This is a genomic window from Methylomonas sp. 2BW1-5-20 (assembly GCF_052474515.1).
In genome coordinates, this window is sequence record NZ_CP184127.1 from 3,773,559 (window position 1) to 3,798,667 (window position 25,109).

The window sequence follows — 25,109 nt, forward strand, 5'->3', positions numbered from 1 at the left end:
CCGCGAGCATTTGTTCAAACCCCACCGCCCAATGCCAAATAGAGGTTGATGCGGTTGTTCAACAATTGCCGCCGTACGGCCAAATGCGCGCTTTGGGCATTGAGGGTGCTGCGATAGCTGTCAAGCAGCGTCAGAATTTCGATCAAGCCCTGCCGGTAGGAATACACCGCCAGCCTACGGCTGGCTTCGGTTTGCCGCACCGCTTCGCGCAAGGCCTGCTCCTGGGTGCGCAGCCAAGCTTCGGCTGCCAGCGATTGTTCCACTTCACGAAAGGCATTTAAGGCCACGCTTTGGTATTGGTTAAACGCTTCCCGCACTTTGGCCTCGTTGAAACGGATTTCGCCTTGCAAGCGACCGCCGGTGAACAGCGGCTGTGCCAATCCGGCGGCCAAATTCCAGGCCGCCGCGCGCGGATCGATGATTTCGGTCAAGGCCGCGCTACTGGAGCCGCCGGCGCCGGTCAAGGTTACGCGCGGCAATAAGGCTTTTTCCGCGCCTTCCAAGCGCGAATCGGCAGCCCGCAGTCGCTTGAACGCAGCGATCACATCGGGGCGGCGCTCCAATAGCGCCGCTGGCAAGCCTGCGCTCAAGGTTTCCGGCGGCTGCGGCAACGAAAGCGCGGGATCCGATTGATTCGTCCCATCCGGCCAGGCCGGCTCGTCTGCCGGATACCGGCCCAACAGGACTTGCAATCGTTTACCCAGCACTTGCACGTCGTTACGGGCTTGCGCCAGCTGTGCCTCGGCGTTTGCCAGATCGGTCAGCACCAGCCGCAAATCCAGGCCACGCGTCAACCCCTTGTTGAAGCGGCCGCGCACCAAATCGACGATCACCCCTCTATCCTTAACGGATTGCGCCGCGACCGCCGCTTGCAAACGCGCCTCGCCGAATTCGAAATAGGCTTGGGCAATCCGTGCCGCCAAAGAGAGTTGGACGGCGCGATAATCGTCGCTCGTTGCCTCGGCTTCGGTTTCAGCCGCTTGCTGTCCGGCCTTGATTCGCCCCCAGACATCCAGCTCCCAGCTCAAATTAAACATTGCAGTAAACGCGCCGTATTCGCTGCTCTCGCCGCCGGCATTGGTTTTTGTGCGCTGATAGCCCGGCGCTAGCGATAACTGCGGCCACCGTGCGGCACCGGCGATGACAGCTTGTTCGAGTGCCGCATCGACCCGAGCCGCGGCGCTTTTCAGATCGAAGTTATCGGTCAGGCCTTTCTCAACCAAGTCGGTTAAGCGCGCGTCGTTAAAAGTGCGCAGCCAGCCGTTCGTCGCAGGTTCGGCGACATGACCGTTAATGGTCCAACGAGACGGCGCCGAAAACGCCAAGGCCTTGGCATCGCGCGCCCCAGTCGATTCGCAACCGGCGGCGCACAACGCCGATAGGGCTGAAATAATCCACAATATCGGGCGATCAGGCTTGGCTGGCATTCAGTCGGGAGACGGGAAACAATAAACGGGTTGTCAAAAAAAATTAGCGAGGTATCTATAAGACGTTTAACTACCGAAAATCCCCACCCCAGGGCCGAAAAAATTGCCGCTTGCCGCCGTTTACGCCCGCAGTAAGTCTACGGTTATCGGCGTAGGTGAGGCAAATTGCCGCGCGGCAATTCACCGCATTTTTTGCTCCCGGACTATTTGTTAGATTGACCAGCCGCGTCCGTAGCATTGCACGGCGCCTTGCGATATTTGTTGAGAAATCGCTATTGCTGATAGACAATTTACAAGCTGTTGACTTGAGCGGGATGCTGGTCAAATCGCAAAGCCGACACCACACAGAATTTACCAGCCACAATTTGTCTTTTAGGGATGTAAGATGAGAATTGACCTGCCGGCTTTAAAGCTCCGCCGAGCTTTCCAACAGCGTTTTAAAATAACGATAGCCGGACAAACCGGACGCGGCTCAAGACCATGAAGCGGAAGATTTTTCGCTTCATGGGCAATCGCGTGACTTCGTTCGTCGGCTCGACGGTATGCGAACAACCGGCTCTGGTATTGAGTGCGCCGTTAGCCAGACGAGTGTCGCGCCACGAGCGCTCGGTAAGAATGTTGGCCTTACTCTTCATCTTGGTACTGACCTTGCATTTGGGCGGCGCACTATGGTTCGCGCATCCGGCTTCGGAAACCCAGCCCCCGGCGAAACCGCTGGACATGCAAATATCCTTAGTCAAGGTTGCCCCGCCCAAGCCGGCCGTTCCACCGCCCCCCACGGCGCCGGTCAGAATAAAGCCCGCACCGCAAAAAAAACCGCAACCAAAACCGAAGCTGAAAGCGCCGCAAATAGTGCAAGCACCTGACGAATTCGCTCCAACCGAACAGGTGTTTACCCAAGCTCCGCTGCTGCCGGCCGCTAATCCGGCCGAGCAAAACGCTCAGACCAAAACCGATCCGGCGCCGATTGTCGATCCCGATTACCGCGCCAGCTACGCACGCAATCCGGCGCCGGCCTACCCTACCGTGGCGCAAAGCCGGGGCTGGCAAGGCAAGGTGTTATTGCGGGTGTTGGTGTCCATTGAAGGCCTGAGCGAAACCGTAAGCGTCGAGCAAAGCAGCGGCTACGACATCCTGGATGAATCGGCGTTGGAAGCGGTAAAAAAATGGCAGTTTACCCCGGCCATGCAAGGCCAGACCGCGTTGGCCAGCACAGTGCTGGTACCGATTATTTTTAGCTTGCGCGATTATTAGCCGAAAACCGGATTAGTCAAAAAGCGGTTTCGATTCCGCACAACTTGTTGTTTAAGAAAAGTCTGCTTGATCGCAAGCGTCGGCTTTTCCGATCCGGGTTAAGCCGATGCCGTCTTAATCATCCTGTCATTTGCCGCTACCTATAATCCTGGCCTCTTCTACTTAATCCAGGATTTATCACGATGCGTAGCAAAAACTCTCCGGATATCCGTTCTAACCGCGCCCTAAAACTAACGCTCGCGCTGATACCGTTATGGTTGCCGGCAGGCCTTGCCGTGGCCGGCGATGCGCCTCTAATGGAACAAGGCATTCAAATCGGCGATTTGGCGCCGGGCCGCGCCATCGTTTGGAGCCGTGCCGATCGTCCTTCCCGGATGATGGTGGAATATGCCTATAACGCGCAATTCAATGATGCCGTCAGTGTGCGTGGGCCATACGCAATGGCGGAAACCGATTTTACTGCTCGCCAAGACTTGACCGGGTTGCCGGAAGGCAAAGACGTTTACGTCAAAGTCTGGTTTGAAGACTTGACCAATGCCCGCAATAAAAGCGAACCGGTCTTAGGTCATTTCCATACCATAGGCAAACGCGACGATATCCGTTTCGTTTGGGGCGGCGATATTGCCGGTCAAGGCTGGGGTATCAACGAAAGCTTCGGCGGCATGAAAATCTATGAAGCCATGCGCCAAGTACAGCCGCAGTTCTTTCTGGAAAGCGGCGATAGCGTCTATTCGGACGGCCCGATTTCCGCCAGTGTTACTGCCGAGGACGGCCAAATCTGGACCAATCTGGTAACGCCTGAAGTCAGCAAAGTCGCCGAAACGCTGGCCGAATTTCGCGGCCGCTACAAATACAATCTGCTGGATGAAAACGTCCGCCGCTTCAATGCCGAAGTGCCGCAAATCTGGCAATGGGATGACCATGAAGTCGCCAACAACTGGTCTGACTCGAAAGATTTGAGCAAAGACAACCGCTACACGGTCAAGGATGTGCCGTTGCTGGTAGCCCGCGCCACCCAAGCATTCCATGAATACGCACCGTTGCGCCCGCATAACGCCGAGGAACCTGAACGCATCTACCGAAAAATTTCCTACGGTAAATTACTGGACGTATTTGTTCTGGATATGCGCAGCTATCGCGGCCCTAACACCGCCAATCTGCAAACCCAGCAAAGTGGCGAAACCGCGTTCTTGGGCCCGGAGCAAGTCGCTTGGCTGAAGGAGGAATTGAAAAATTCCGACGCCACCTGGAAAGTGATTTCCGCCGATATGCCGATTGGCCTTAACGTCGGCGACGGCGTCGATGCGCAAGGCAAGGCACGCTGGGAAGCGGTGGCCAACGGTAACAACGGCCCGGCAGCCGGCCGCGAACTGGAAATGGCCGATTTGCTGAAATTCATCAAACGCCAACACCTGGCAAACATCGTCTGGTTGACCGCCGATGTCCACTATGCGGCGGCTCACTATTACGACCCAAGTAAAGCCCAAACCAAGGATTTTTCGCCGTTTTGGGAGTTTGTCGCCGGTCCGTTGAACGCCGGCACCTTCGGCCCGAACACCACCGACGGCACCTTTGGTCCGCAAGTCGTATTTTCCAAAACGCCGCCAGCCGGAAAAGCCAATTTGTCGCCTTATGCCGGCCTGCAATTCTTCGGCGAAGTGAATATCGACAAGCGCAGCCGGGCGATGACTGTTGATTTAAAGGACATCGACGGCGCCGTTGTGTTCAGCAAAACCCTACCTGCGGAAGCAGAACGCGAACACGAGCATCACGACCGGGATTGATAGCTTGATTGCAAGGCCGGTGCAGTTGTTTAGGCAAAAGCATCGGCCCGCAACCGTTATTTATCTCTGAGAAAACGATAAAACTTAGGAAAACAACATGATGAAACATTTTCACAAACTAGGCTTACTAGCAGCGGCGACGCTGGCTATACTCTGCGCGGAAAGCAACGCCAACGCACAGTCACACAGAGAGCATAGTCATCAGATGCATCACAGCCCCATCGTCATCGGCCACCGTGGCGCGGCCGGCTATCGGCCCGAGCACACCATCGAAGGCTATACGTTGGCTATCGAAATGGGCGCGGACTTTATCGAGCCCGATCTGGTATTGACCAAGGACGGCCACATGATCGCCCGCCACGAACCGATGATAGGCGGCACCACCGATGTCGCCAGCCATCCGGAGTTTGCCGATCGCAAAACCAAGCGTATGGTTGACGGCGTGGAATACAACGACTGGTTCGCCACCGACTTTACCTTGGCGGAAATTAAAACCCTGCACGCCATTCAAGCCCGCGCCGATAGAGACCAGCAATACAATGGTTTATTTGCAATCCCGACCTTGGATGAAGTGATTGCATTGGCCAAGCGTAAAAGCCAGGTAACTGGCCGCACTATCGGCATTTATCCGGAAATCAAGCATTCCACCTACCACGCTACCGTTAAGGGTGCCAACGATAAGCCTTTATTTGGCTTGAATGTCTTTGAAAACAAGCTGCTGAAAAAGCTGCACAAGGAATACGGCAATAGCGCTTGCGCACCGGTATTCATCCAATCATTTGAAGTCAGTAATCTGCAATACCTGAGTCACAAGACCGACATTAAACTGGTGCAATTGATCGATGCCGACGATGTTAATGCCGACGGCTCGATTTCGCTGGTTGCGCCGTACAAACAGCCGTATGACTTGGTGGTGATAGGCGATCAACGTACCTTTGCCGATTTGTTGAGCGACGAAGGTCTGGATTTCGTTAAATCCTATGCCGATGCGGTCGGCCCCTGGAAGCCTTATCTGGTAAAAACCGTGGCAGACGGCGTGGATCGCGACAGCGACGGCGTAATCACCATCAACGACCGTCGTGTCGACGGCAGCACGGGCGTAGTGGAGCTGGCGCACGACAAGGGCTTGCTGGTTCACACTTGGACCTTCCGCAACGACGCCAGTGGCTACGGCTTCGCCGACCCTAAACAAGAAATGACCTATTACTTCGATTTGGGAGTCGATGGCTTGTTTACGGACTTTGCCGATACCGGCGTTGCCGCCCGGGATGCATCGGTTAATGCCGACAATGACAGCTCATCGGCCCGATTCGGACATACCCGCAACAAGCACGATGAGCATTATCATCGTCATCAAAATTAAATGCGGTAACTACTTAAACGTAAACCCGTCGGCATGCTCCGGGTTTACGCCTATCGCGCAGGCCTGCCCTGGGTCCGGCCAGCATTACAACAGACTACGCCAAGCTCTTCGCTATCGGCTATTGCGAAAGCGCCCTCGATAGTAATAACTCCGCCCCCACCAGGGATGGCGGATACTAAAATTCAGATAAAACTCGTCTTCCGACACAGCATGTTCGCTGATGTTTGCCGCTCCCAACAACAAGCAATCTGGGATGTTCAGGCATATTCGACCCCACTGCCAGAAGTGGCCGATGCCACGATACAGCAAATCGCCATTCACGACACTGACGCTCAAGCGCAAACCAAAGCCAAAACCTATGCTTTCGACCAACTCGTGATCAGCTCCATAGCGCATCCGCGAGCTGAAGCAATCGGTTTTGCCGTCTTCGTAAGTCATCGTCCGGTACCAATACAACTCGCCGTTTGCATCGGCGGCCTTGTCCACTTCGGCCCGCGCAGCCTGTCCGCGCCACAGCAACAAGCCACCGAACAAATGAATCACCCAGATCAACGGAAACAGATATCCCGGATAGCCTATCTCCATCGTACCCACTAACCGGCTTTGTTGCCCGTCGCTAATTCGATAATGTCTTTGAATAAGCTCCGGCAATTGCTGCCAGTCGTCGCCCAACACTTTTTGCATTAATGGCATGGACATGACTTAACTCCAGAGTGAATTGTGAAACACCATCAAGGTGGTGATACCGATCATGCCGAAGAAAGCCGGCACGCCCAACCAGAGCCAGATCTTGGCGTAATAATGATACAGATACGGCAAGGCTCGGCCCCGAGCCAGCGACTCGACGGCGATGTCGCGCATGCGGACCTGCAAAATCACCACCGGCAACCAGCACAAGCCGGTGATTAAATACAGCACCAGCGTCCACCATAACCAACCTTCACCGAACGAAGCCGACAATTGCTCGGCCAATAACACACCGGTTAGCGGTTGGATAATGACGGTCGGCGTGGTGAACCACCAATCGGCCAAGACTAAATGTTTGCTTGTGGTAGCAATTGCCGCGTGATTGCCGCTCTTGTCAGCCATCACTTTGTAAAACACCGTGCCGGAACCCAGACCAAACAGCACGATCGCGCTAAGGATGTGGATCAGCTTTAAAGATAAATACATCATGATGGCTCTCCTTCCAGTTCTCTTGCTATCAACAAGCACATTAAAAACGGCAGGTTTTTCAACAGCGGTCCGAAAGGGTGGAATACGAACCCCGGCAAACACAACGCTACCGCCAGGCTATAGCCCAGTACGATCCAGAACTGCGAAAGCATTAGGTTTCCGATCCTGAATCGCGCTAAGGTCGCCAAACCCAAGGCAATATCCATTGCCGCCAAGCCGTATAAAGCAAACGGCGCGCCTGAACCGGTGATGCCTAGCGGCGCCAATAACTGGTAACTGAGCTGATGCGGATAGAAAAACAACGAGGTGATGCCGCTCCACAGCCAGACTATGGCAATCGTGTATCGCAGCAAAGGCTTTAGAAAATACAAGCCGGCATGCCAACGCTCGGCTTGGCTGGCCGGCAGTTCAAACAATTGCGCGGAGACGCTGATGGGCGCTCGATCCAAGAACTTAGTCAACGGACCTGAATCCGCGCTATTGCCTCGGCTTAGCATCGTCACGTTGTCCTTACTCAAAATCGGCTCGTCCAGCCATTTGCCAAAACCAGCCATCGCCAACGCATATTGGTAAGGAACGGAGCAAGTTCCGACCTTGGATTTACCCAGTCGCTGTCTAAGCCCTTGCAGCCATTCGGCATAACTGATCGGACTCGGGCCGACTAAAGCTATGGTTTTACGGCCGGACACAGCCGGTTCCATACAGCGGCAAACGGCAGAGGCTACATCGCCGACGTGAATCGGCTGCAGCAACTGCCTCCCACCATCCGGCAGAAAATGGAGGGGCAAAGCCGCCAATGCATGAAACAAACTACTGCTGCGTCCGCCTGCACCGTAGACCAAAGACGGTTGCAATACAAACCAATCCACGGCTAATTTACGCAGGGCATCGTCGGCGGCTTTTTTGCTGAGATGGTAGGCCGTTTCGGCGCCCGCGTCGGCACCGAGGGCGGAAATCTGCACGATCTTTCTGACTCCCGCTTGCGCACCGGCCTGAAACAAGACTATCGGTGCTTGGGCATGCAATTGGGCAAAACTTTGGTTCCCGCTCTCGGCAATGATGCCCACACAATTGACAATGGCATCGATACCCTGCAAATGCGGTAGCCAGGAATCTATCGTGCGGGTGTCGGCAAAATCCAGACTCAACAGCGTAAGCTTGGGGTTATTGATCGACAGACGTTCGGGGTGGCGGCAACAGGCTGTGATTTGGTGGCCTTGTTTCAGCAACTCCCGCAAGACTGCCTGGCCGATAAAACCGGTCGCGCCGGTTAACAGGATATTCATAACCGCCTCCCGCAATTGGCTATTCCGTCTGCTGTTACCGGCAGCCGTTGGCCGGGACATATAGGTTTCAAGCGAATATTCATGGTTTTGCTCCGAAAGTTGAGAGGCAGGAGCAGGTTAACCAGCAGCAAACAAACGAACTTCCAAATTGATAAGGCAGGAATAAAAATAATTCATGCGGGACATAAATCCATAAGATTCAAATAGCTACGGATTTACAAAATGATAAAACCGGAATTTTCCGGGTTTAGGACGCTGGTGGCGTGTGCATTTTCCGGTATTGTCCCGGCGCCACGCCGACGATGTCGCGAAATGCGGCATAAAAATTGGACTGAGTACTAAAACCCACCGTCAACCCTATCGATAGTACCGATGCATTGGGTTCCGCCAATAACAGTTTTTTTGCTGCCTCTATGCGCTGCTCGCGAATGTAGCGGGAAAAGCCTCGTTGAAACTCGGTATTGATCAGCTCGGACAATTGATGCTGGCTCAACTCCAACTGCTCTGCCAGCAAGGCCAGACTCAGGGTTTCCAGCGTATACAGTTTGTCTCGCTGCATTAAGGCGTCGAGCCTGGCTAACACCGCCGGCTTATCGATGCTTTTTAATGTCGACTCCGCATAAACCGCTTGCGCCGCCGCCGACACATCGGCGGCGATGCCGGGGAAACGCAGCAAGGTCAACGTTACAGCGAAAAATGCCAAGCCGATCAAGATACTGTAGTCACGTATAAAATCGGCTTCGTTAAGCAACGGCCAGATGAAACCCAGTAACAACACCGCCAAGGCTATCGCAAATAAGGTCCCCAACGCCAAGAGTTCCAAACGAAAACGTTGCCGTTGTTGGCGTAGACCGTAAACGATTTGCGCCAACCATAACAAATAACCGCTGCCGATAAAAAATGCGCCGGGCAAGACCAGACGGTAAGGCAAAATCAGGCACAGCGTAAACGGCAAAAAATGTAGAACGTCGCGCCAGCGGTAACGGGCTTCGGCAATTAACAGCTGGCGGCTGTAAAAATAAAAGCTGGGCGCAATGGCATACAGCAACAGCAGATAAAGCACGGAATGCAGATGGTCAAACCGATTTAACAACCAGCCCAGATGCAGATACTGAATGCCAGCCAGACCGGCTATCAACATAAACCCGGCAAATTTGGCGGAAAAGCGCACGGGTTCATCGCCTTGCAGAATATTGCCGACGATCAGCAATGCAGCCGCACCCAGCGAAAAACCGATGCATAACAGAGGAAGAATTTGCATAGACAACTCACCGAAAAAACAATGGCCTTGAGTTTAGTCGGTGTTTTCGAAGCCGATTAAGGCACCGTCTTTTATAGGCTGTCCATAATTGCCCTGGATGGGATCTGTTTAGGCGCTAGCCTTCATGATCGCCGCCGGGCAAATGGCTTTCGTGAAATTCGGTATTGGTTCTATATCCCCTTAACGGATTTCACCTAATCTAATCGCCCCAAAATACTTCTTCAAATCAATCCGAATCGGCATGAAATAAACATTTAAGCCACAAGCGGCGGCCGATGCGATCACCTGATTCGCGAATTCGACATTCCAATCGTAATCCGGCCGGAAAGCCACGGGAAATTTGACCTTATTTTTGACTTCCCAATAATTCTTGGATGCCATCGTCGTGATCGGACTGATACCGATATAGGTTTCCAACCCTTGCATGTGTTCGGCATAAATCTCAATCAAACGGCTATCGTAAAACGGCTGCGAGAAAAAACCCGTGGCGCCGGCTTCGGCCTTGCGCAGGGTGTAGTAGCATTCGTCCTGTAAGCCCTGGCGGTGCGGATCGAAACCGGCGTAAATATTTAAACTTGGAAAACGCTGACGCACGGCACGTATCATATCCACGACGTCGGTGGCGTAAAAAGTACGCTTCAAGCCTTCCGGCGGATCGCCGGATACGAGTAGTATGCTGTCGAGCTGGTATTGTTCAATGATGCGGAACAGCTCGCCACTTTCGATCTTGAAATCGATTGACCGAAAATGCGGGATGAATCGGTACTTGCTGCGATCAATGCGCGTCGCCAATTCCCAGCTCCGGGTTTCGAAACGTTGGATATCGGGTACATTAATGAAGTTTATGCTTTCATCCAGCGTCTGAACAAAGGCATATTGTTCGTCAAAAGCCGCTATGCTTCTGGGTACGATTTCAAACGAGATATTCATCCGGGTGCGAACCTTATAGAGTGGCTGTAAACAATAAGATTTTCCGTACCGTCAAAGGCCGGGTGCCGCATTCTACCGCAGAAAAAATAGGCCGCATACGAGCTTTGCTGTTGTCGTTCGCCGGCCAATTCGGAATTAACAGTGATTGCAGTGTGCAGCGCGACCAGCCCGATGACGGCGATAATGAGCGAGAATTCTTTTAAGCGCTATTGGCTAAGCGCATGCTCAACCGGTACGGCTTCTCATTTTAGCGGTGAGGCTTGCTGATGTCTTTTCAGCTGTAACGCCGCCGCGGAATCTTCCCGCCGCAAATTTTAAACAAAAACAACTTATTGTATTAAAAGGTGTTTTTACTACGACACCGGTTTTAATAAAACATTGCTTAACACTAACTAAATCTGAGGAAAACAGCCATGGCGCTTGAGGTTGAACATAAATTCTTGCTGGCGAACGACGACTGGCGCGGGGAAATCGATCATTCCGTGCACTATAAGCAGGGTTATCTTAGTAGCAGTCCGCTCAGCTCGATACGCGTGCGGATTTCCGACAGCCATGCCTGGCTGAATATCAAAAGCGCCACTATCGGCAGTCACCGCCAGGAGTTCGAGTACGAAATTCCGCTAAGCGACGCCAATAGCATTCTCGACGAACTTTGCCACAAACCCCTGGTGGAGAAAATGCGTCATTTTGTCTATCGCGAACCGCATGTTTGGGAAATCGACGAATTCATGGGCGACAACCAAGGTTTGATCGTCGCGGAAATCGAATTGACGACCATCGGGGAAGCTTTCGCCCAGCCAGCCTGGCTGGGCCGGGAAGTCACGGAAGATTTGCGTTATTACAATAATAATCTTTGCAAACACCCTTTCAAAGACTGGGCAAATAGTTAACGCCGGCATTCGATTGCTTGTTTGGCTTGTCTAAAAAAACGCCAAAACCCACTTTTTGTAGCATTTGTTGCAAAACATAGACAATTAACTACAGAGGTAGCGATAGCGCTACAAATACCGACAACACCAAACAGAAACAGACAGCAAAACGGCGAACTTCCGCACCAGGCAATGCTTCTATAAAACAATAATTTAGAAGGCATATTGAAATGCCGACTGTAATGCTCTATATTTTATGTATGAGCAAAGCTACTTTTGTTGTTTTTTTGATACTTTTTTCAACTCCGCTGTTCGCCTCGGAGCTGGCTAGTGCTATCGCGAATCTGGAAAGCGATTGGGCCAGCGCTTATTACCAAAGCGACGAAACCCGGCAAAGACAGACATATCCGCAGTTGCTGGAGAAAGCCGCGGAACTGACCAAGCGCTACCCCAATGCCGCCGAGCCGAAAATCTGGCAAGCAACTATCATAGCCACCAATGCGGCATTTCAGTCCTCGCTGAGCGCCTTGTCCAGCCTGGAAACCGCCAAGGCCTTATTGGAAGAAGCCATCGCCCAAAACCCTAGCGCCCTGGATGGTGCGGCCTATGTCACGCTGGGTACGCTGTATTACATGGTGCCTGGCTGGCCGGTATCTTTTGGGGATAATCAGCTGGCCGAGCAGATGTTGAAAGCCAGTTTGAAAATCAACCCCAACGGCATCGACGCCAACTATTTCTATGCCGATTATTTATTGCAACAAGACCGTAGCGCGGAAGCCGAGGAATATTTGCGTAAGGCCATCCAGGCTCCACTGCGCAAGCAGCAAGTGTTTGCCGATAGCCAATTACAAAACGAAGCCAAACTTGCGTTGGCCAATACCCAACAACGTAAAGCCAACGCCGGCAAGAACAAATTTCAATCGCTGTTCACCTCCGCCACCGCCTACTAAAACTGCTTAGCGCATTTGCCTTTGGATGTAGAATATCGCTACTTTCAAAATAGGCCGCGCTGGCATTTATGAAGAAAACCATTTTTGGGCTGATTACGGCATTTTTCCTACTATTTTGCACGTCTAGCCTTGCGGTTATACCCACAGCCGAACAGCCACTGGAAACGGTGGCGTTGCAGTTAAAATGGTTCCACCAATTCCAATTCGCCGGGTATTACGCCGCCGTCGAGCAAGGCTATTATGCCGAAGAAGGCTTGCAAGTAGAGATACGCGAGCGCTCGCCTAGTCAAGACTACATTGAAGAAGTGGCGACCGGACGCGCCGAATACGGCATCGGCGATTCCGGCATCATCGCCCAATATGCCAACGGCAGCCCTATCGTGGCCCTGGCCGCCATTTTTCAGCACGACGCGCTGGTACTGTTCAGTAAACAATCTTCCGGCATTATTAGCCCTTACGAAATGGCCGGTAAACGTATTATGTACGACGTGGTCGGCGAAAATAACGCCCAAGTGCGCGCCTTGCTGGCCGAAGCCAACCTGAACGAAAGCCGTTATCAAAAATTTGCCGAGACCTTTAACGACGCGGACTTGATCGCGGATAAAGTCGATGTAATGTCCGGCTATATCACTGACCGGCCTTTCGCCTTTCGGAGCGCCGACATCAAAGTCAATATCATCAATCCGCAAAACTACGGTATCGACTTTTACGGCGATTTACTGTTCACCAGCCGCAAGGAATTGCAGCAGCATCCGGGCCGGGCCGAGCGTTTCCGCCGCGCCAGTCTGAAAGGCTGGGAATATGCACTGGCTCACCCCGACGAGCTTATCGAACTGATCCGAAACAAGTACTCAAGCAAACTTAGCCGGGAACAACTGCGCTACGAAGCCGAAGAAACCCGCAAACTGATCGTGCCGGACACTATCCCGCTCGGTCAGATAGAAGCTGCCCGCTTACGCCGGGTAGCAGAGATTTATGCCAACCTAAAATTGGCCAGACCGTTAAACGAGAGCCAACTGAACGACTTTGTCCACGGCGGCAGCAAATCCAGCGCCTTGCAATTAAACGACGCGGAACGGCTATGGCTGGCCGAGCACCCTGAAATCAGGGTGGGCATCGATCCTGATTTCCCACCCTATGAATGGCTGGACCCGGCCGGCGAGTATCAAGGAATGATTGCCGAACACCTAAAGCTAATCGAGCGGCGATTAGGCGTTAAATTTGTCATCATCAAGGACAAAACCTGGCAGGAAATTCTGGACATGGCAAAACGCGGCGAACTGGATATGATCGCCGGCGCAACCAAAACCCCCGATCGCGAACAATATCTCAGTTTCACTCAGCCTTATATCAGTACGCCGATCGTGATTATCGGCGATGAAAACAGCAGCTATATCAATTCCCTGCAACTGCTCGCCGGACACAGGGTCGCGGTGGAGCAAGGTTATTTCGTTCAGGAACTGTTAAGCCGCGACTATCCGGATTTGCAGTTAGTTACCGCCACCTCGGTAAAACAAGCGCTGAATTTTCTGGCCGAAGGCAAGGTGGAAGCCTATATCGGCGATGCCGCCTCGGCAAATTACGCAATCAAGCAGCAAGGTCTGTTGAATCTGCATATTGCCGGACAACCCGGCTATGTCAACGAAACCCGCATGGCGGCCCAAAAAGCCCATCCGCAACTGCTGTCGCTCCTGGAAAAAGCGCTGGCCAGCATCAATCAATCCGAGCATGATGCCATTATCAACCGCTGGATGGGCTTAAAAGTCGAACCCGGCATTCGGATGGACGCGATATTCCGCTCGGCAGCCGTCGTATTCCTGATCCTACTATTTTTTGCCTACTGGGTGATCCGGTTGCGTCAGGAAATTAACGCCCGCAAAGCCAGCGAGGCCGACTTGGCCAGGCTATACACCAATATGTCGCTGGGTTTCGCATTGCACCAAGTCATCCGCGACAACAATGGCAAAATCGTCGATTACCGCTACCTGGACATCAATCCGGCTTTCGAAAAAATGACGGGAATCGCCCGCGACAATTGGATAGGCAAAACCGTAAAACAAGTGATGCCCAATACCGAAGGCGCCTGGATTACCAGTTTTGACGACCTCGATACCAGCGGCGAACCGAAATATTTGGAAAACCACGTACCGCAGCTCGGCCGCTGGTTCGCCATCGACAGCTATAAGGCCGGACCCGATCGTTTCGTGGTCTTGGTTCAGGACATTACCGAACGCAAAAATACCGAGTTGGCGCTTAAGCAAAGCGAGGAGCGTTTTCGTATCAGTCAAGTCTATGGCGGCGTGGGGATCTGGGAGTCGGACTTAATTCGCAATACCCAGTTTTGGTCGGAGATCGTTATCAGCGAATTGGGTTTTCCCAGCAGCACACCGCATACCTGGGACAGTTTTCTGGCGGCTGTTTGCCCGGAAGACAGGCCGGCAATCATAGAAGCCAAACGGCGGCATCTGGAATATGGCGCCAAATACGATGTCGAATACCGCATTCGCACCGCTAGCGGCGAAGAGCGCTGGTTGCGCTCGGTCGGACAGGTCGAACGCGATGGCAACGGTAAACCCGTACGCATGCGCGGTATCGTTCAAAACATCAGCGAACTGAAAAAAGCCGAGGAAAAATTACGCTTGTCGGCTCGGGTGTTTTCGGACGCTCACGAGGGCATCATCATTACAGGCATCGACACCTTGATTATCGATGTCAACGCTGCCTTTACCGAGATTACCGGCTACAGCCGCGACGAAGCGATAGGTCGAAACCCAAATTTTTTGAAATCCGGCAGGCAAGCGCCGGAGTTTTACCAAGCTATGTGGCAAGAGCTGCACGACACCGGACACTGGCAAGGCGAAGTGTGGAATCGCCGAAAAAACGGCGATTTGTTCGCGGAGCTACTCACCATTTCGGCGTTACGCGACGAAAGCGGCAAGATCATCAATTATCTGGGCTTATTTTCCGACATCACCGAAAGTAAACAGCAACAACAAGCCTTGGAAGTGCTGGCTCATTTCGATCCGCTTACCCAATTGCCCAACCGGGCCTTGTTCGCCGACCGCTTCGCCCAGGCTATTGCCCACAGCAAGCGCGCGGAATCGCTACTGGCTGTCTGTTATCTGGATTTGGACGGCTTCAAACAAGTTAACGATAATTTCGGCCACGAAACCGGCGATCAATTACTGGTCGAAGTCGCCAAGCGTATTAAAATAAAACTGCGCGAAGGCGATACGGTGTGCCGGCTGGGCGGCGACGAATTTGCCTTGCTATTCGAAAATCTGCAATCCGTGCAGCAATGCGAAGACACTTTAAGCCGGATTCATCAAGCAATGGCGGAACCGTTCGAACTGGCGGAAAGACATATCCGGATTGCCGCCAGCAGCGGCGTCACCATTTATCCGCTGGATATGGAAGACCCCGACATTCTGTTGCGCCACGCCGATCAGGCTATGTATCAGGCTAAACTGGACGGCCGCAACCGTTACCGGATCTACGAACATTTATCCGGCCCCGCCAACGGCGGCTATCATCGGCCCAGCCGTTTGGAACAGGCCTTGGCCGAAGTCGGCCAAGCGCTGGTACAAAGTCAGTTTTGCTTATATTACCAACCCCAGGTGAATATTAAAACCGGCGAAATCGTCGGCATGGAAGCGCTGATTCGCTGGCGGCATCCGGAAAGAGGTCTGCTGCCGCCGGCGGAGTTTTTACCGATAATCGAAAACACCACGTTGGAAATCGACGTCAGCAATTGGGTACTCAGACAAGCATTCGCGCAATTGCAAGCCTGGCAAGAAACTGGACTACATCTACGCGTCAGCGTAAATATTTCGCCGCGCCATCTGCAATGGCCGGATTTCACGACGACGCTACAAACCCTGCTGACCGAATATCCGCAAATCTCCTCCAGACAGCTGGAGCTCGAAGTATTGGAAAGCAGCGTGTTGGAGGACATGATCTCCGTCGGCGAAACGCTGAAGCAGTGTTATCACGAACTAGGCGTACCTTGCGCGCTCGACGATTTCGGCACCGGCTACTCGTCGCTGGCTCACTTACGGCATTTGACCATCAATACCGTCAAGATAGATCAAAGTTTTGTGCGCAATATGATAGACGACCCAGACGACATGGCCATCGTCGAGAGCGTGATCGCTCTGTCCAGAGCCTTTAAACGGGAAGTGATCGCCGAGGGCGTGGAAGATATAGAACACGGCGTATTTTTGATAAACCTCGGGTGCAGCATGGCTCAAGGCTACTGCATTGCCCGTCCGATGCCGGCGAACGCGGTTGCGGATTGGGTAAAGCACTACCACCATCATCCTGCCTGGATCGATTGCGCAAAACACTCGTTGAATAGTTGGCTTAGTCAATTGGAATTATTAAAACTACAACAGCAATATTGGCTGCGCCGCTTGGAACAATGCCTGCAAACCAATACGCGCTGGCCCGCGCTAAATCCGAAAAAATCGCATTTGAGTAGATGGCTGGAACGGCTCCGCAACGAACATAACATCGACCCGCGCCTGCTGGAGCAATTGGCGCAGACGCAAACTCGACAACATAGTCTGGCCGAGCAAATGCAACGCGGTGCGCAAAATGGCGGTAATAGCAACGCCGGCGAGAACTTGAAAAAACTCCGGGAACTCAATCTGCAAATCGTGCAGCTACTCGAACATCTAGAGCTGTTTGCTTGAGCGGAAATTTTGTACGCGTTCTTCCAGCAACGCAAAATCGCAATGAGCCGCCAGGCATGCCGCCAAGCGATCGATACCGGCTTCGCGCAGCGCATTGAAATCGACCGCCAATGCTTTGTTATAACCGGCCCAACGCAGCAAGGCATCGCAGGCTTGCGGCATATCGAACAAGCCGTGCAAATAAGTACCCGCGACCAGCCCATCCTCGGACATTGCGCCGTCGTCGCCCGTAGTCAACGCGAACATTGGGCGAGATAAGGCGGGACCGCTGCTGACGCCCATATGAATTTCATAGCCAGCCACCGGAATCGTTTGCCGGTGGAAAGTGCCGCCGGTTTGTTTTAAACATTTTTCCGTCTGCAAAATAGTGTGCATATTCAGCAAACCCAATCCATCGGCACAGCCTGGCGGCCCCTCAAGGCCATGCGGATCGTCGATACTGTTACCCAACATCTGAAACCCGCCGCAAATCCCCAGTAACTTGCCGCCATAGCGTAAATGCCGATGAATAAACGCTTCCCAACCCTGTGCTCTGAGCCGAATCAGGTCGCTGCGCACCGATTTGCTGCCGGGCAGTACCAGCAAATCGGCACCGACGATTTGCTCGGGGCTTTTCGCAAAACTGACTGTAACGTCGGGATGTAATTGCAAGGGATCGAAATCGGTGTGATTGCTGAAACTGGGCAGATGCGGCACCACGATATGAAAAGCGTCGGGCCGTCCCGGCCGTGCATGCCGGGTGGACAAAGCGTCTTCGGCTTCCAGATACAAATCGTGCAAATACGGCAGTACCGCCAGTACCGGCTTGCCGGTTTTCGCTTCCAGCCAATCCAGTCCGGGCTGCAACAAGGCCATATCGCCGCGGAAGCGGTTGATCACAAAACCGACTACCCGTTGCCGTTCGCTGGCGGACAACAACTCCAGAGTACCGATCAAATGCGCGAATACGCCGCCGCGATCGATGTCGGCAATCAAAACTACCGGACAATCGACGGCTTCCGCAAAGCCCATATTGGCGATGTCGCCAGCGCGCAAATTGATCTCGGCCGGACTGCCGGCACCCTCGACGATCAACATCTGATATTGATCGCTCAAGCGTTGCCAGGACGCCAATACTGCTTGCTTGGCGACTTTTTTATAATCGTGATATTCCGTCGCCGATTGATTTTGCAGGACCTTGCCGTGAATGATCACCTGTGCGGTAGTATCCGTATTCGGTTTCAGCAGCACCGGATTCATATCGCTATGCGGCGGCAAACCGCAGGCCGCCGCTTGTGCCGCTTGGGCGCGGCCGATTTCGCCGCCATCAATAGTCACTGCGCTATTCAACGCCATGTTTTGCGGCTTGAACGGCGCGACGGCAACGCCTTGGCGCCGGTAATAACGACACAAAGCCGTCACCAGCGTGCTTTTGCCGGCATCGGAAGTGGTGCCTTGCACCATCAACGCTTGGAACGGCGAATTAGCTTTCATCGGGCCAGCCGTTTTCGTAAACAAAGGCCGACAAGGGTTGCGGCGTTGCCCAGTTTTCCAATTCCAACATCGGCTTGGCGTAAAACTCGGCGACATGGCCTAGGCAGAGGATCGCAATCGGCCGACTGCCCGGCGGCATCCGCAACAATTCGGCCAGCGCATCGGGGTCGAACAGCGAGACCCAGCCCAATCCCAAGCCTTCGGCTCTGGCCGCCAGCCACAGATTTTGAATCGCGCAAGCCGCCGAAGCTAGATCCATTTCCGGCAAGGTGCGGCGGCCGAATACGTGGCGCTCGCGCCGGTCCGGCAAGGCCACGACCAATAGTTCGCCGCAATCGAGTATGCCTTCCACTTTTAGCTTCATGAATTCATCGTGACGTTCCTGCAAAACTTCGGCGGTTTGCCGGCGTTCCTGTTCCACCAACTCATGAATCCTAGCCCGCAGATTTCGCTCGGTAATCCGAATAAAACGCCACGGCTGCATCAAGCCGACGCTGCCGGCCTGATGCGCGGCTTGTAATAGGCGCGCCAACGTCTCCGCATTGACTGGATCGGGCAGGAAATGCCGCATATCGCGGCGTTCGGCTATGGCTCGGTAAACACCGGCTAGTTGTTGATCCGAAAAGCGATGCTCAACGGCGGAATGCTCCGGTTTCAATTCATCTGCGGACATGGCTTCCGGCTGTGGAGATTTTGCTGTCATCGCAGCAAGGCGGTACTTAGCACAACAACCTCCACCAACTCCACCGCCGCACCGTACACATCGCCGGTCACCCCGCCAAGTCGAGATACGGCGGTTTGCCGCACCCACCACAGCAACAAACCGGTCGCCAATATAGTCGGCAAACCTAAAATCGTTAATCCGAGCAATGCGCAGACAGCAACCACCTGATATGCCGCCGATATAGGCAATTGCTGTAACAGGGTTTCGGCCAATCCGCGCGGGCGAACGTAAGCAGTGGTCAACATCAAGACCAGGATCGCCGCGCGGCCCAATACCGGCGCCAACAGCAGCGGTGCGAGGCGGCCTTGCTCAAGCATCGTGGTCAGGGCGGCGAATTTCAAGATTAAAACCACAACCAGCAAACAGACCGCAATCGGTCCGGAAGCCGGGTCTTTCATGATTTGCAGACTACGTTGCCTATCGCCGTAGCCACCCACCCAGGCATCCGCGCAATCGGCCAAGCCATCCAGGTGTAGCCCGCCGGTCAACAAAACCCACGCGCCGAGTATCAGCGCCGCAAGCATTAGCGGCGCGGTATCGGATAACAGGCTTGCCGGAATAGCCAACATAATGCCCAGCAGCAATCCGACGGCCGGGTAATACAACACGGAACGGCCCAACACGGCATCGCTGCCGAGGTGACGATAATGGATCGGGATGCGCGTTAAAAACTGTAGCGCGATGAAAAACGCATCCACGATTATTTTAAATGACGGCCCTTGGCATCTTTGTAGATATGGCCGGTGGCGATCAATACGCCTTCGATGAAACCCCACATCACACCGAAGCCGCCGGTAAGCAGCGTCACTACCGCCTGGGTAAGGCCGAGAAAATAAAAACCCAAATAGATACGGTGCAAACCGATCGCGCCGAAGGCGATACCCAACAAGGCTGCCACGATCTTACTTTTAACCGGCTTGGCCTCCATCAGATAAGCGCCGACCAGACTAACATCGGTGACCTTGTCGTCTTCATGATCGAAATCGACATCGTCGCCCGGTTTCGGTGGCGCTTCCGAGGTCCATTGATCGAGATGAAATTCGTAGAATTGCCCTTCGTATTTGATGACGCCGGTTTGGCATCTTTCATCGTAACTTTCTATATGTCCTAGCATGTTGTTTACCAAATCGTCGTTGTATGCTTTTTATTATTATTGACAGCCGTCAAATCGGCCGTTTCCAGCGTGAAAGTAAACCGAACGATGCCCAAGAGCATCCACGGTTATTTTTCGCGGCCCATGATACGGGAAAGCCGGAGTCCCGGCTATTGCCCTCTGGAAACAGATTACCGCCGGCAAAACCTTTTAATGGGTGGAGACTTGAGCCTGAGTGAAAGTGGCCATTTCATTGTGCAACCGGCAGGCCATTTGCAGCAAAGGCACCGCCAATACCGCACCGCTACCCTCGCCCAAGCGCATATCCAGATTTAATAGCGGCCTGGCATTCAGCGCTTGCAGTACCCGCGCGTGGCCTTTTTCCGCCGAGCAATGACCATAAAAAAACCAATCCGCGCAGCCGGGATTGACGGCAACAGCCAATAAAGCCGCGACGCTACTGATAAAGCCATCGACCAACACCGGCAGGCCGCGCTGAGCGGCGCGGATGTAAGCGGAGGTCAACGCGGCGATTTCGAAACCGCCCAGGTTTTTTAAAATAGCCAAAGGCGAATGCAACGCAGCTTGGTGGTACTGCAAGGCCGCATCGATAATGCCTGCTTTGCATTCGATTTGTCCGGCATTCAAACCGGTGCCGGCACCGGTCATTTCGGCGGCCGGTATCCGCAAGCTGGCGGCGGCCAGTGCGCTGGCGCTGGTGGTATTGGCAATGCCCATTTCGCCGCCAATAAATAAATCAGCCTCGTTGACCAAGGCTCTTTCGACAGCAGCATGGCCGGCGGCGAATGCGATAGTTAATTGCGCGTCGTTCATCGCCGCCGTCCGCTTGAAATTGGCAGTGCCCGCGCCGGCTCGATGGCTAATTATGTTGGGCAAATCCAAGGCTTGTAATAGCCCAACATCGACAACTTCAAAATGCGCGGCAATGTGGCGCGCCAATACATTTACCGCCGCGCCGCCGGCTGCAAAATTTTTCACCATTTCCATTGTCACCACTTGCGGAAATGCCGAGACACCTTCTTCGGCGATGCCGTGATCGGCGGCAAATACGCTGACATGGACTTTTTCCAGACGCGGCTGTTCGCGACGCTGCATCGCTGCCAGCCTCACCGCGCAATCTTCCAGTAAGCCCAACGAACCGGGCGGCTTGGTCAACTGCGCTTGTCTGTCCAGAGCTTGTTGGTAATAGCGTACATCGGGCGCGGCAATCGGCGCGGATAAGCTGTTCATAAATTGAATTAGGCGTTTTTGAGGATTTGCGGCAAACCGGCGGTTACCAGTACCACCTTGTCGCTTAGTTGCGCGAGTCTTTGATGTAAAAAACCGGCTTCGTCCACGAAGCGGCGGGTCATCGCATCGGCGGCGACAACGCCCAGACCAACTTCATTGCTGACCATTATGATATGTTGCCGGCTAGCTGTCAGTGCCGTGCACAGGGCGTCGGCCTGTTGCCGGTAGCGCTGTTCTTGTAGCCTGCCTTGTTTATCGAATAATGCATTGCACAACCAAAGCGTCAGGCAATCGACCAGCAAGCAATGCTGTTTGCCGGCGTATTCGCTAATCACATCCGCCAATGCGATAGGCTCTTCAACGGTTAACCAGTGCTGCGGACGGCGCTGTTGATGATGTTGGATGCGACGGTGCATCTCGTCATCGCCGGCTTCGGCGGTGGCGATGTACACGACTGGCAAACCGGAGGCCAAAGCTTGTTGCTCGGCATAGCGGCTTTTACCGGAACGGGCACCGCCCAAAACCAGTTCAATCATCCGCTAAACGCACTGCCAGCACGTCGCATTTGGCGTGATGCAAAACGCCGTTAGCGGTGGAGCCGAGCAACAATGCAAAACCATGCCTGCCATGCGAACCCACTACGATCAAGTCGGCTTGATTTTCTTCGGCAACCCGGACGATTTCCAATTTGGGACTACCCATTTCCAAATACTGTCTTTCTACCGGCACCCTCAGTTTCTCACCCAATTCGCGCAGCCGTTTTTTCGTGGCTTCCATCAATTCCTGAGTCAAATCCACGTCGAACGGAATGATAGGGCCATAAGCAGGATCGGTAATAGGTAAGTTATCCACCACATGCACCAGACTCAGCTCAGCATTGTTTTGCGCGGCGATTTGCTCGGCTTTTTTCGCCACTTGCTCGCCGTGTTCAAAAAAATCGGCGGCTAATAAAACATGTTTATAAATCGTCATACTTCCTCCTAATCGCTAACGGCGATCTCGGTAAACAACAAAGTCATTACTTGCGTGGAAATCAATATGTATAAAAACGCCAAGGCCAAGCCGAACATTAACGGCCTATCCAGAGCGTGCCGGAAAATATTGCCGTTAACCAGCCAGTGCCAACCCATCAGCACGATCACCGCGATATAGGCCACCTGACTAATCTGGGTATTCAGGCTGGCGACCGCTGGAATAGCGCAAAGACTGATCACCACATCGGCCCCCAATAAAGCGGTCAGGGTTTGTGGAAAACGGGCGGTTTTTCCGGAAAAATATAATAACGGATAGCAGAAACCCACCATCAATACGGTTTCCGCGGCGATCTGCAACAAGGCATGCGACCAATCGCTGTCCAACAGTAAAATCAGCAGATTAACCAGCAAATAGGGTATGAACATCAACCGCAACAGCCAAGGCGATGCCGGCACATCCTGCGGCCCTTTGCGCAGAATGCAAATCTCAAAAAACAACACCATCAGTTGGTACATGTTCACTCCGCTTGTTGTAGGTTTTCCTCCGCTGCCAGCCAATCCATCTCGGCCTGTTCCAGCGCACTATCGATTTGGCCTTTCCGACTCAATAACTGCTTTAATTGTTCCTTATATTCCTCGGCATAAATGGCCGGATCGGCCAATTGTTCTTCCAGATCGCGCTGTTGCTGATGAAATTTTTCCACCGCCGCCTCCGCTTTTTTCACAGCGTCCAACAACGGTTTTAAACGCTGCCGGCGCTCCGCATCCAGTTTACGCTGATCTTTTCGGGACACGCCGCCGGCGTTGTCGGCCGGCGCCGGTTCGTCGCCCGCTTTCTTTTGTTCGGCCAACCATTGCTTGTAATCGTCCAGATCGCCGTCGAACGGCTGCATCTTGCCGCCGGCCACCAATAACAGTTGGTCGGTCACTGAGCGCAGTAAGTGCCTGTCATGCGAAACCACGACGATGGCGCCTTGATATTCCTGCAAGGCCACGCTCAAGGCATGGCGCATCTCCAAATCCAGATGGTTGGTCGGTTCGTCCAACAGCAACAAATTCGGGTTTTGATAAACCAGCATAGCCAGTACCAAGCGGGCTTTTTCGCCGCCGGAAAACGGCCCGACCGGATCGTTGACCTTATCGCCGCGAAAATCGAAGCCGCCCAAAAAGTTGCGCAAATCCTTCTCGGTAGCTTGTTTGTCCAGTTTTTGCAGATGCCACAACGGGCTTTCTTCCAGGTTCAGCAATTCCAGTTGATGTTGGGCGAAATAGCCGATATGCAAATCCTGAGCGGTCTGTAGCTTACCAGTCAATGCCGGCATTTGCCCGGAAAGTACTTTGATCAAGCTGGATTTACCGGCGCCATTGGGCCCGAGCAGGCCGATACGATCACCCGGCGCAATCGACAGATTGGCGTTTTTAATCACCACTTTATCGCCGTAGCCAATGTCGGCCTCTTCGATTTTCAACAACGGATTGGGCATTTTTTTCGGCGGTGGAAAGCTGAAGCCGAACGGCGAATCGACATGGGCCTGAGCGATTAATTCCATGCGCTCCAGGGCCTTGATCCGGCTTTGCGCCTGCCTGGCTTTGGTAGCTTGGGCTTTAAAACGGTCGACAAAGCTTTGGATATGCGCAATCTCGCGCTGTTGCTTCTCGTAGGCGGTTTGTTGCTGGGCCAGTTTTTCGGCGCGCATACGTTCGAAGTCGGAATAATTGCCGGTGTATATTTCGGCCTTGTTTTGTTCGATATGGACGATATGGTCGGTGATGGTATCCAGAAAGTCCCGGTCATGGGAAATCAGTAACAAGGTGCCGGGATATTTGCACAGCCAATCCTGCAGATAAATCACCGCATCCAAATCCAGATGGTTGGTTGGTTCGTCGAGCAATAACACATCCGAGCGACACATCAGCGCTTGCGCCAGATTCAAACGCATGCGCCAACCGCCGGAAAACGAGCTGACAGGCCGGCTTTCCTGCTCGGTAGTAAAGCCAAGCCCGTTCAGTAACCGTGACGCCCGCGCCTGTGCCGTGTACCCGCCGACGTGATCCAGAGCAGCGTGCAATTCCGCGAGTTTCAGGCCGTCGTGAGCTTGCTCCGCCGCCCACAATTTTGCTTGCAACGCGCGCAATTCGCGGTCGCCGTCCAGCACATAGTCGATGGCTGAGCATTCCAAGGCCGGCGTTTCTTGGGCAACGTGGGCGATTTCCAGATTCGGCGGCATTGAGAACTCGCCTTCGTCGGCATGCAGTTCACCGCGCAACAAGGCAAAAAGACTCGATTTACCAGCGCCATTGGCACCGGTCAAGCCGATTTTTTGCCCTTTATGGATCGTGAAAGAGGCCTCGCTAAACAGCAAACGGCTGCCGCGACGGATGGCGATATTTTTGAAATTGAGCATGGTGGTGGAAGGTAGCCGGGTGCGATCGCCGCACAATACGGCAATTTTAACGCGGGAGAGCGGATGACGTCTTTCGCTGTTTAACCAACTGCGTAACGCTTTATTTTCGTTGCACCTTTTAACTGGCTGCCGACAAATTGCACGCTGGAGGGAACTGTGGTGCAAGAGGCAAAAAACGTTTCGAGCTTTCTCCGG

General features: G+C 53.5%; 21 protein-coding genes. 6 read left to right on the forward strand and 15 right to left on the reverse strand.

All coding sequences use genetic code 11. The features are described from left to right. Positions 1–14: 14 nt before the first annotated feature. Positions 15–1,427, reverse strand: coding sequence for an efflux transporter outer membrane subunit (locus ACH50O_RS17430; RefSeq protein ID WP_446809018.1), 1,413 nt, complete (start codon positions 1,425–1,427; stop codon positions 15–17). Between the two features lie 480 nt (positions 1,428–1,907). Between ACH50O_RS17430 and ACH50O_RS17435 the strand changes: the two genes are divergently transcribed. The 3 genes from ACH50O_RS17435 to ACH50O_RS17445 all read left to right on the forward strand — a co-directional run bounded on the left by ACH50O_RS17435 (position 1,908) and on the right by ACH50O_RS17445 (position 5,828). Beyond that, the gene (locus ACH50O_RS17435) at positions 1,908–2,681 is read left to right on the forward strand and encodes an energy transducer TonB (RefSeq protein WP_446809019.1); all 774 of its coding nucleotides are present in this window, start codon (positions 1,908–1,910) and stop codon (positions 2,679–2,681) included. A 182-nt stretch (positions 2,682–2,863) separates the two neighbouring features. Then, complete coding sequence (locus ACH50O_RS17440; protein WP_446809020.1) at positions 2,864–4,465, forward strand: alkaline phosphatase D family protein; 1,602 nt, start codon at positions 2,864–2,866, stop codon at positions 4,463–4,465. Between the two features lie 97 nt (positions 4,466–4,562). Next, positions 4,563–5,828, forward strand: a complete 1,266-nt coding sequence (locus ACH50O_RS17445) for a glycerophosphodiester phosphodiesterase (RefSeq protein ID WP_446809021.1) — start codon at positions 4,563–4,565, stop codon at positions 5,826–5,828. Positions 5,829–5,939: 111 nt separating this feature from the next. Here the strand turns inward: ACH50O_RS17445 and ACH50O_RS17450 are convergent, their stop codons facing one another. From ACH50O_RS17450 to ACH50O_RS17470, 5 genes are all read right to left on the reverse strand, one after another. Continuing rightward, positions 5,940–6,527, reverse strand: coding sequence for a DUF4166 domain-containing protein (locus ACH50O_RS17450; protein WP_446809022.1), 588 nt, complete (start codon positions 6,525–6,527; stop codon positions 5,940–5,942). A 3-nt stretch (positions 6,528–6,530) separates the two neighbouring features. Beyond that, on the reverse strand, positions 6,531–7,004 hold the full coding sequence (locus ACH50O_RS17455; protein ID WP_446809023.1) for a DUF2269 family protein: 474 nt from the start codon (positions 7,002–7,004) through the stop codon (positions 6,531–6,533). Continuing rightward, positions 7,001–8,290 (reverse strand): NAD(P)H-binding protein, encoded by a 1,290-nt coding sequence (locus tag ACH50O_RS17460; RefSeq protein ID WP_446809024.1) that lies wholly within the window; start codon positions 8,288–8,290, stop codon positions 7,001–7,003. The genes ACH50O_RS17455 and ACH50O_RS17460 overlap by 4 nt, the downstream gene beginning before the upstream one ends. Before the next feature lie 247 nt (positions 8,291–8,537). Beyond that, entirely contained in the window at positions 8,538–9,551 is a 1,014-nt protein-coding gene (locus ACH50O_RS17465) for a helix-turn-helix domain-containing protein (protein WP_446809025.1), read from the reverse strand. Positions 9,552–9,731: 180 nt separating this feature from the next. Then, on the reverse strand, positions 9,732–10,481 hold the full coding sequence (locus ACH50O_RS17470; protein ID WP_446809026.1) for a methylenetetrahydrofolate reductase: 750 nt from the start codon (positions 10,479–10,481) through the stop codon (positions 9,732–9,734). Between the two features lie 413 nt (positions 10,482–10,894). On the opposite strand from ACH50O_RS17470, the gene ACH50O_RS17475 reads away from it, so the two are divergent. The 3 genes from ACH50O_RS17475 to ACH50O_RS17485 all read left to right on the forward strand — a co-directional run bounded on the left by ACH50O_RS17475 (position 10,895) and on the right by ACH50O_RS17485 (position 16,994). Then, positions 10,895–11,371: a CYTH domain-containing protein gene (locus ACH50O_RS17475; protein WP_446809027.1), complete on the forward strand. Its 477-nt coding sequence runs from the start codon at positions 10,895–10,897 to the stop codon at positions 11,369–11,371. A gap of 266 nt (positions 11,372–11,637) precedes the next feature. After that, complete coding sequence (locus ACH50O_RS17480; protein ID WP_446809028.1) at positions 11,638–12,300, forward strand: tetratricopeptide repeat protein; 663 nt, start codon at positions 11,638–11,640, stop codon at positions 12,298–12,300. Between the two features lie 68 nt (positions 12,301–12,368). After that, the gene (locus tag ACH50O_RS17485; protein WP_446809029.1) at positions 12,369–16,994 is read left to right on the forward strand and encodes an EAL domain-containing protein; all 4,626 of its coding nucleotides are present in this window, start codon (positions 12,369–12,371) and stop codon (positions 16,992–16,994) included. Here the strand turns inward: ACH50O_RS17485 and ACH50O_RS17490 are convergent. The 9 genes from ACH50O_RS17490 to ACH50O_RS17530 all read right to left on the reverse strand — a co-directional run bounded on the left by ACH50O_RS17490 (position 16,977) and on the right by ACH50O_RS17530 (position 24,914). After that, positions 16,977–18,467: a cobyric acid synthase gene (locus ACH50O_RS17490; RefSeq protein ID WP_446809030.1), complete on the reverse strand. Its 1,491-nt coding sequence runs from the start codon at positions 18,465–18,467 to the stop codon at positions 16,977–16,979. The genes ACH50O_RS17485 and ACH50O_RS17490 overlap by 18 nt on opposite strands. Further along, positions 18,457–19,140 carry a 5,6-dimethylbenzimidazole synthase gene (gene bluB, locus ACH50O_RS17495; protein WP_446809031.1) on the reverse strand — a complete coding sequence of 228 codons (684 nt, stop codon included), beginning with the start codon at positions 19,138–19,140 and terminating at the stop codon, positions 18,457–18,459. The genes ACH50O_RS17490 and bluB overlap by 11 nt, the downstream gene beginning before the upstream one ends. Before the next feature lie 26 nt (positions 19,141–19,166). Beyond that, positions 19,167–19,889 carry an adenosylcobinamide-GDP ribazoletransferase gene (locus tag ACH50O_RS17500; protein WP_446809032.1) on the reverse strand — a complete coding sequence of 241 codons (723 nt, stop codon included), beginning with the start codon at positions 19,887–19,889 and terminating at the stop codon, positions 19,167–19,169. 2 nt (positions 19,890–19,891) lie between these two features. After that, entirely contained in the window at positions 19,892–20,305 is a 414-nt protein-coding gene (locus ACH50O_RS17505) for a TM2 domain-containing protein (protein ID WP_446809033.1), read from the reverse strand. A gap of 189 nt (positions 20,306–20,494) precedes the next feature. Then, complete coding sequence (gene cobT, locus ACH50O_RS17510; protein ID WP_446809034.1) at positions 20,495–21,535, reverse strand: nicotinate-nucleotide--dimethylbenzimidazole phosphoribosyltransferase; 1,041 nt, start codon at positions 21,533–21,535, stop codon at positions 20,495–20,497. An 8-nt stretch (positions 21,536–21,543) separates the two neighbouring features. After that, on the reverse strand, positions 21,544–22,071 hold the full coding sequence (cobU, locus tag ACH50O_RS17515; protein WP_446809035.1) for a bifunctional adenosylcobinamide kinase/adenosylcobinamide-phosphate guanylyltransferase: 528 nt from the start codon (positions 22,069–22,071) through the stop codon (positions 21,544–21,546). Then, positions 22,064–22,507: a universal stress protein gene (locus tag ACH50O_RS17520; RefSeq protein ID WP_446809036.1), complete on the reverse strand. Its 444-nt coding sequence runs from the start codon at positions 22,505–22,507 to the stop codon at positions 22,064–22,066. Before ACH50O_RS17520 ends, cobU begins: the two co-directional genes overlap by 8 nt. An 8-nt stretch (positions 22,508–22,515) precedes the next feature. Continuing rightward, a complete protein-coding gene (locus ACH50O_RS17525; protein ID WP_446809037.1) occupies positions 22,516–23,025 on the reverse strand; it encodes a hypothetical protein in 510 nt (169 codons plus the stop codon). A gap of 2 nt (positions 23,026–23,027) precedes the next feature. After that, on the reverse strand, positions 23,028–24,914 hold the full coding sequence (locus tag ACH50O_RS17530) for an ATP-binding cassette domain-containing protein (RefSeq protein WP_446809038.1): 1,887 nt from the start codon (positions 24,912–24,914) through the stop codon (positions 23,028–23,030). Positions 24,915–25,109 lie beyond the last annotated feature (195 nt).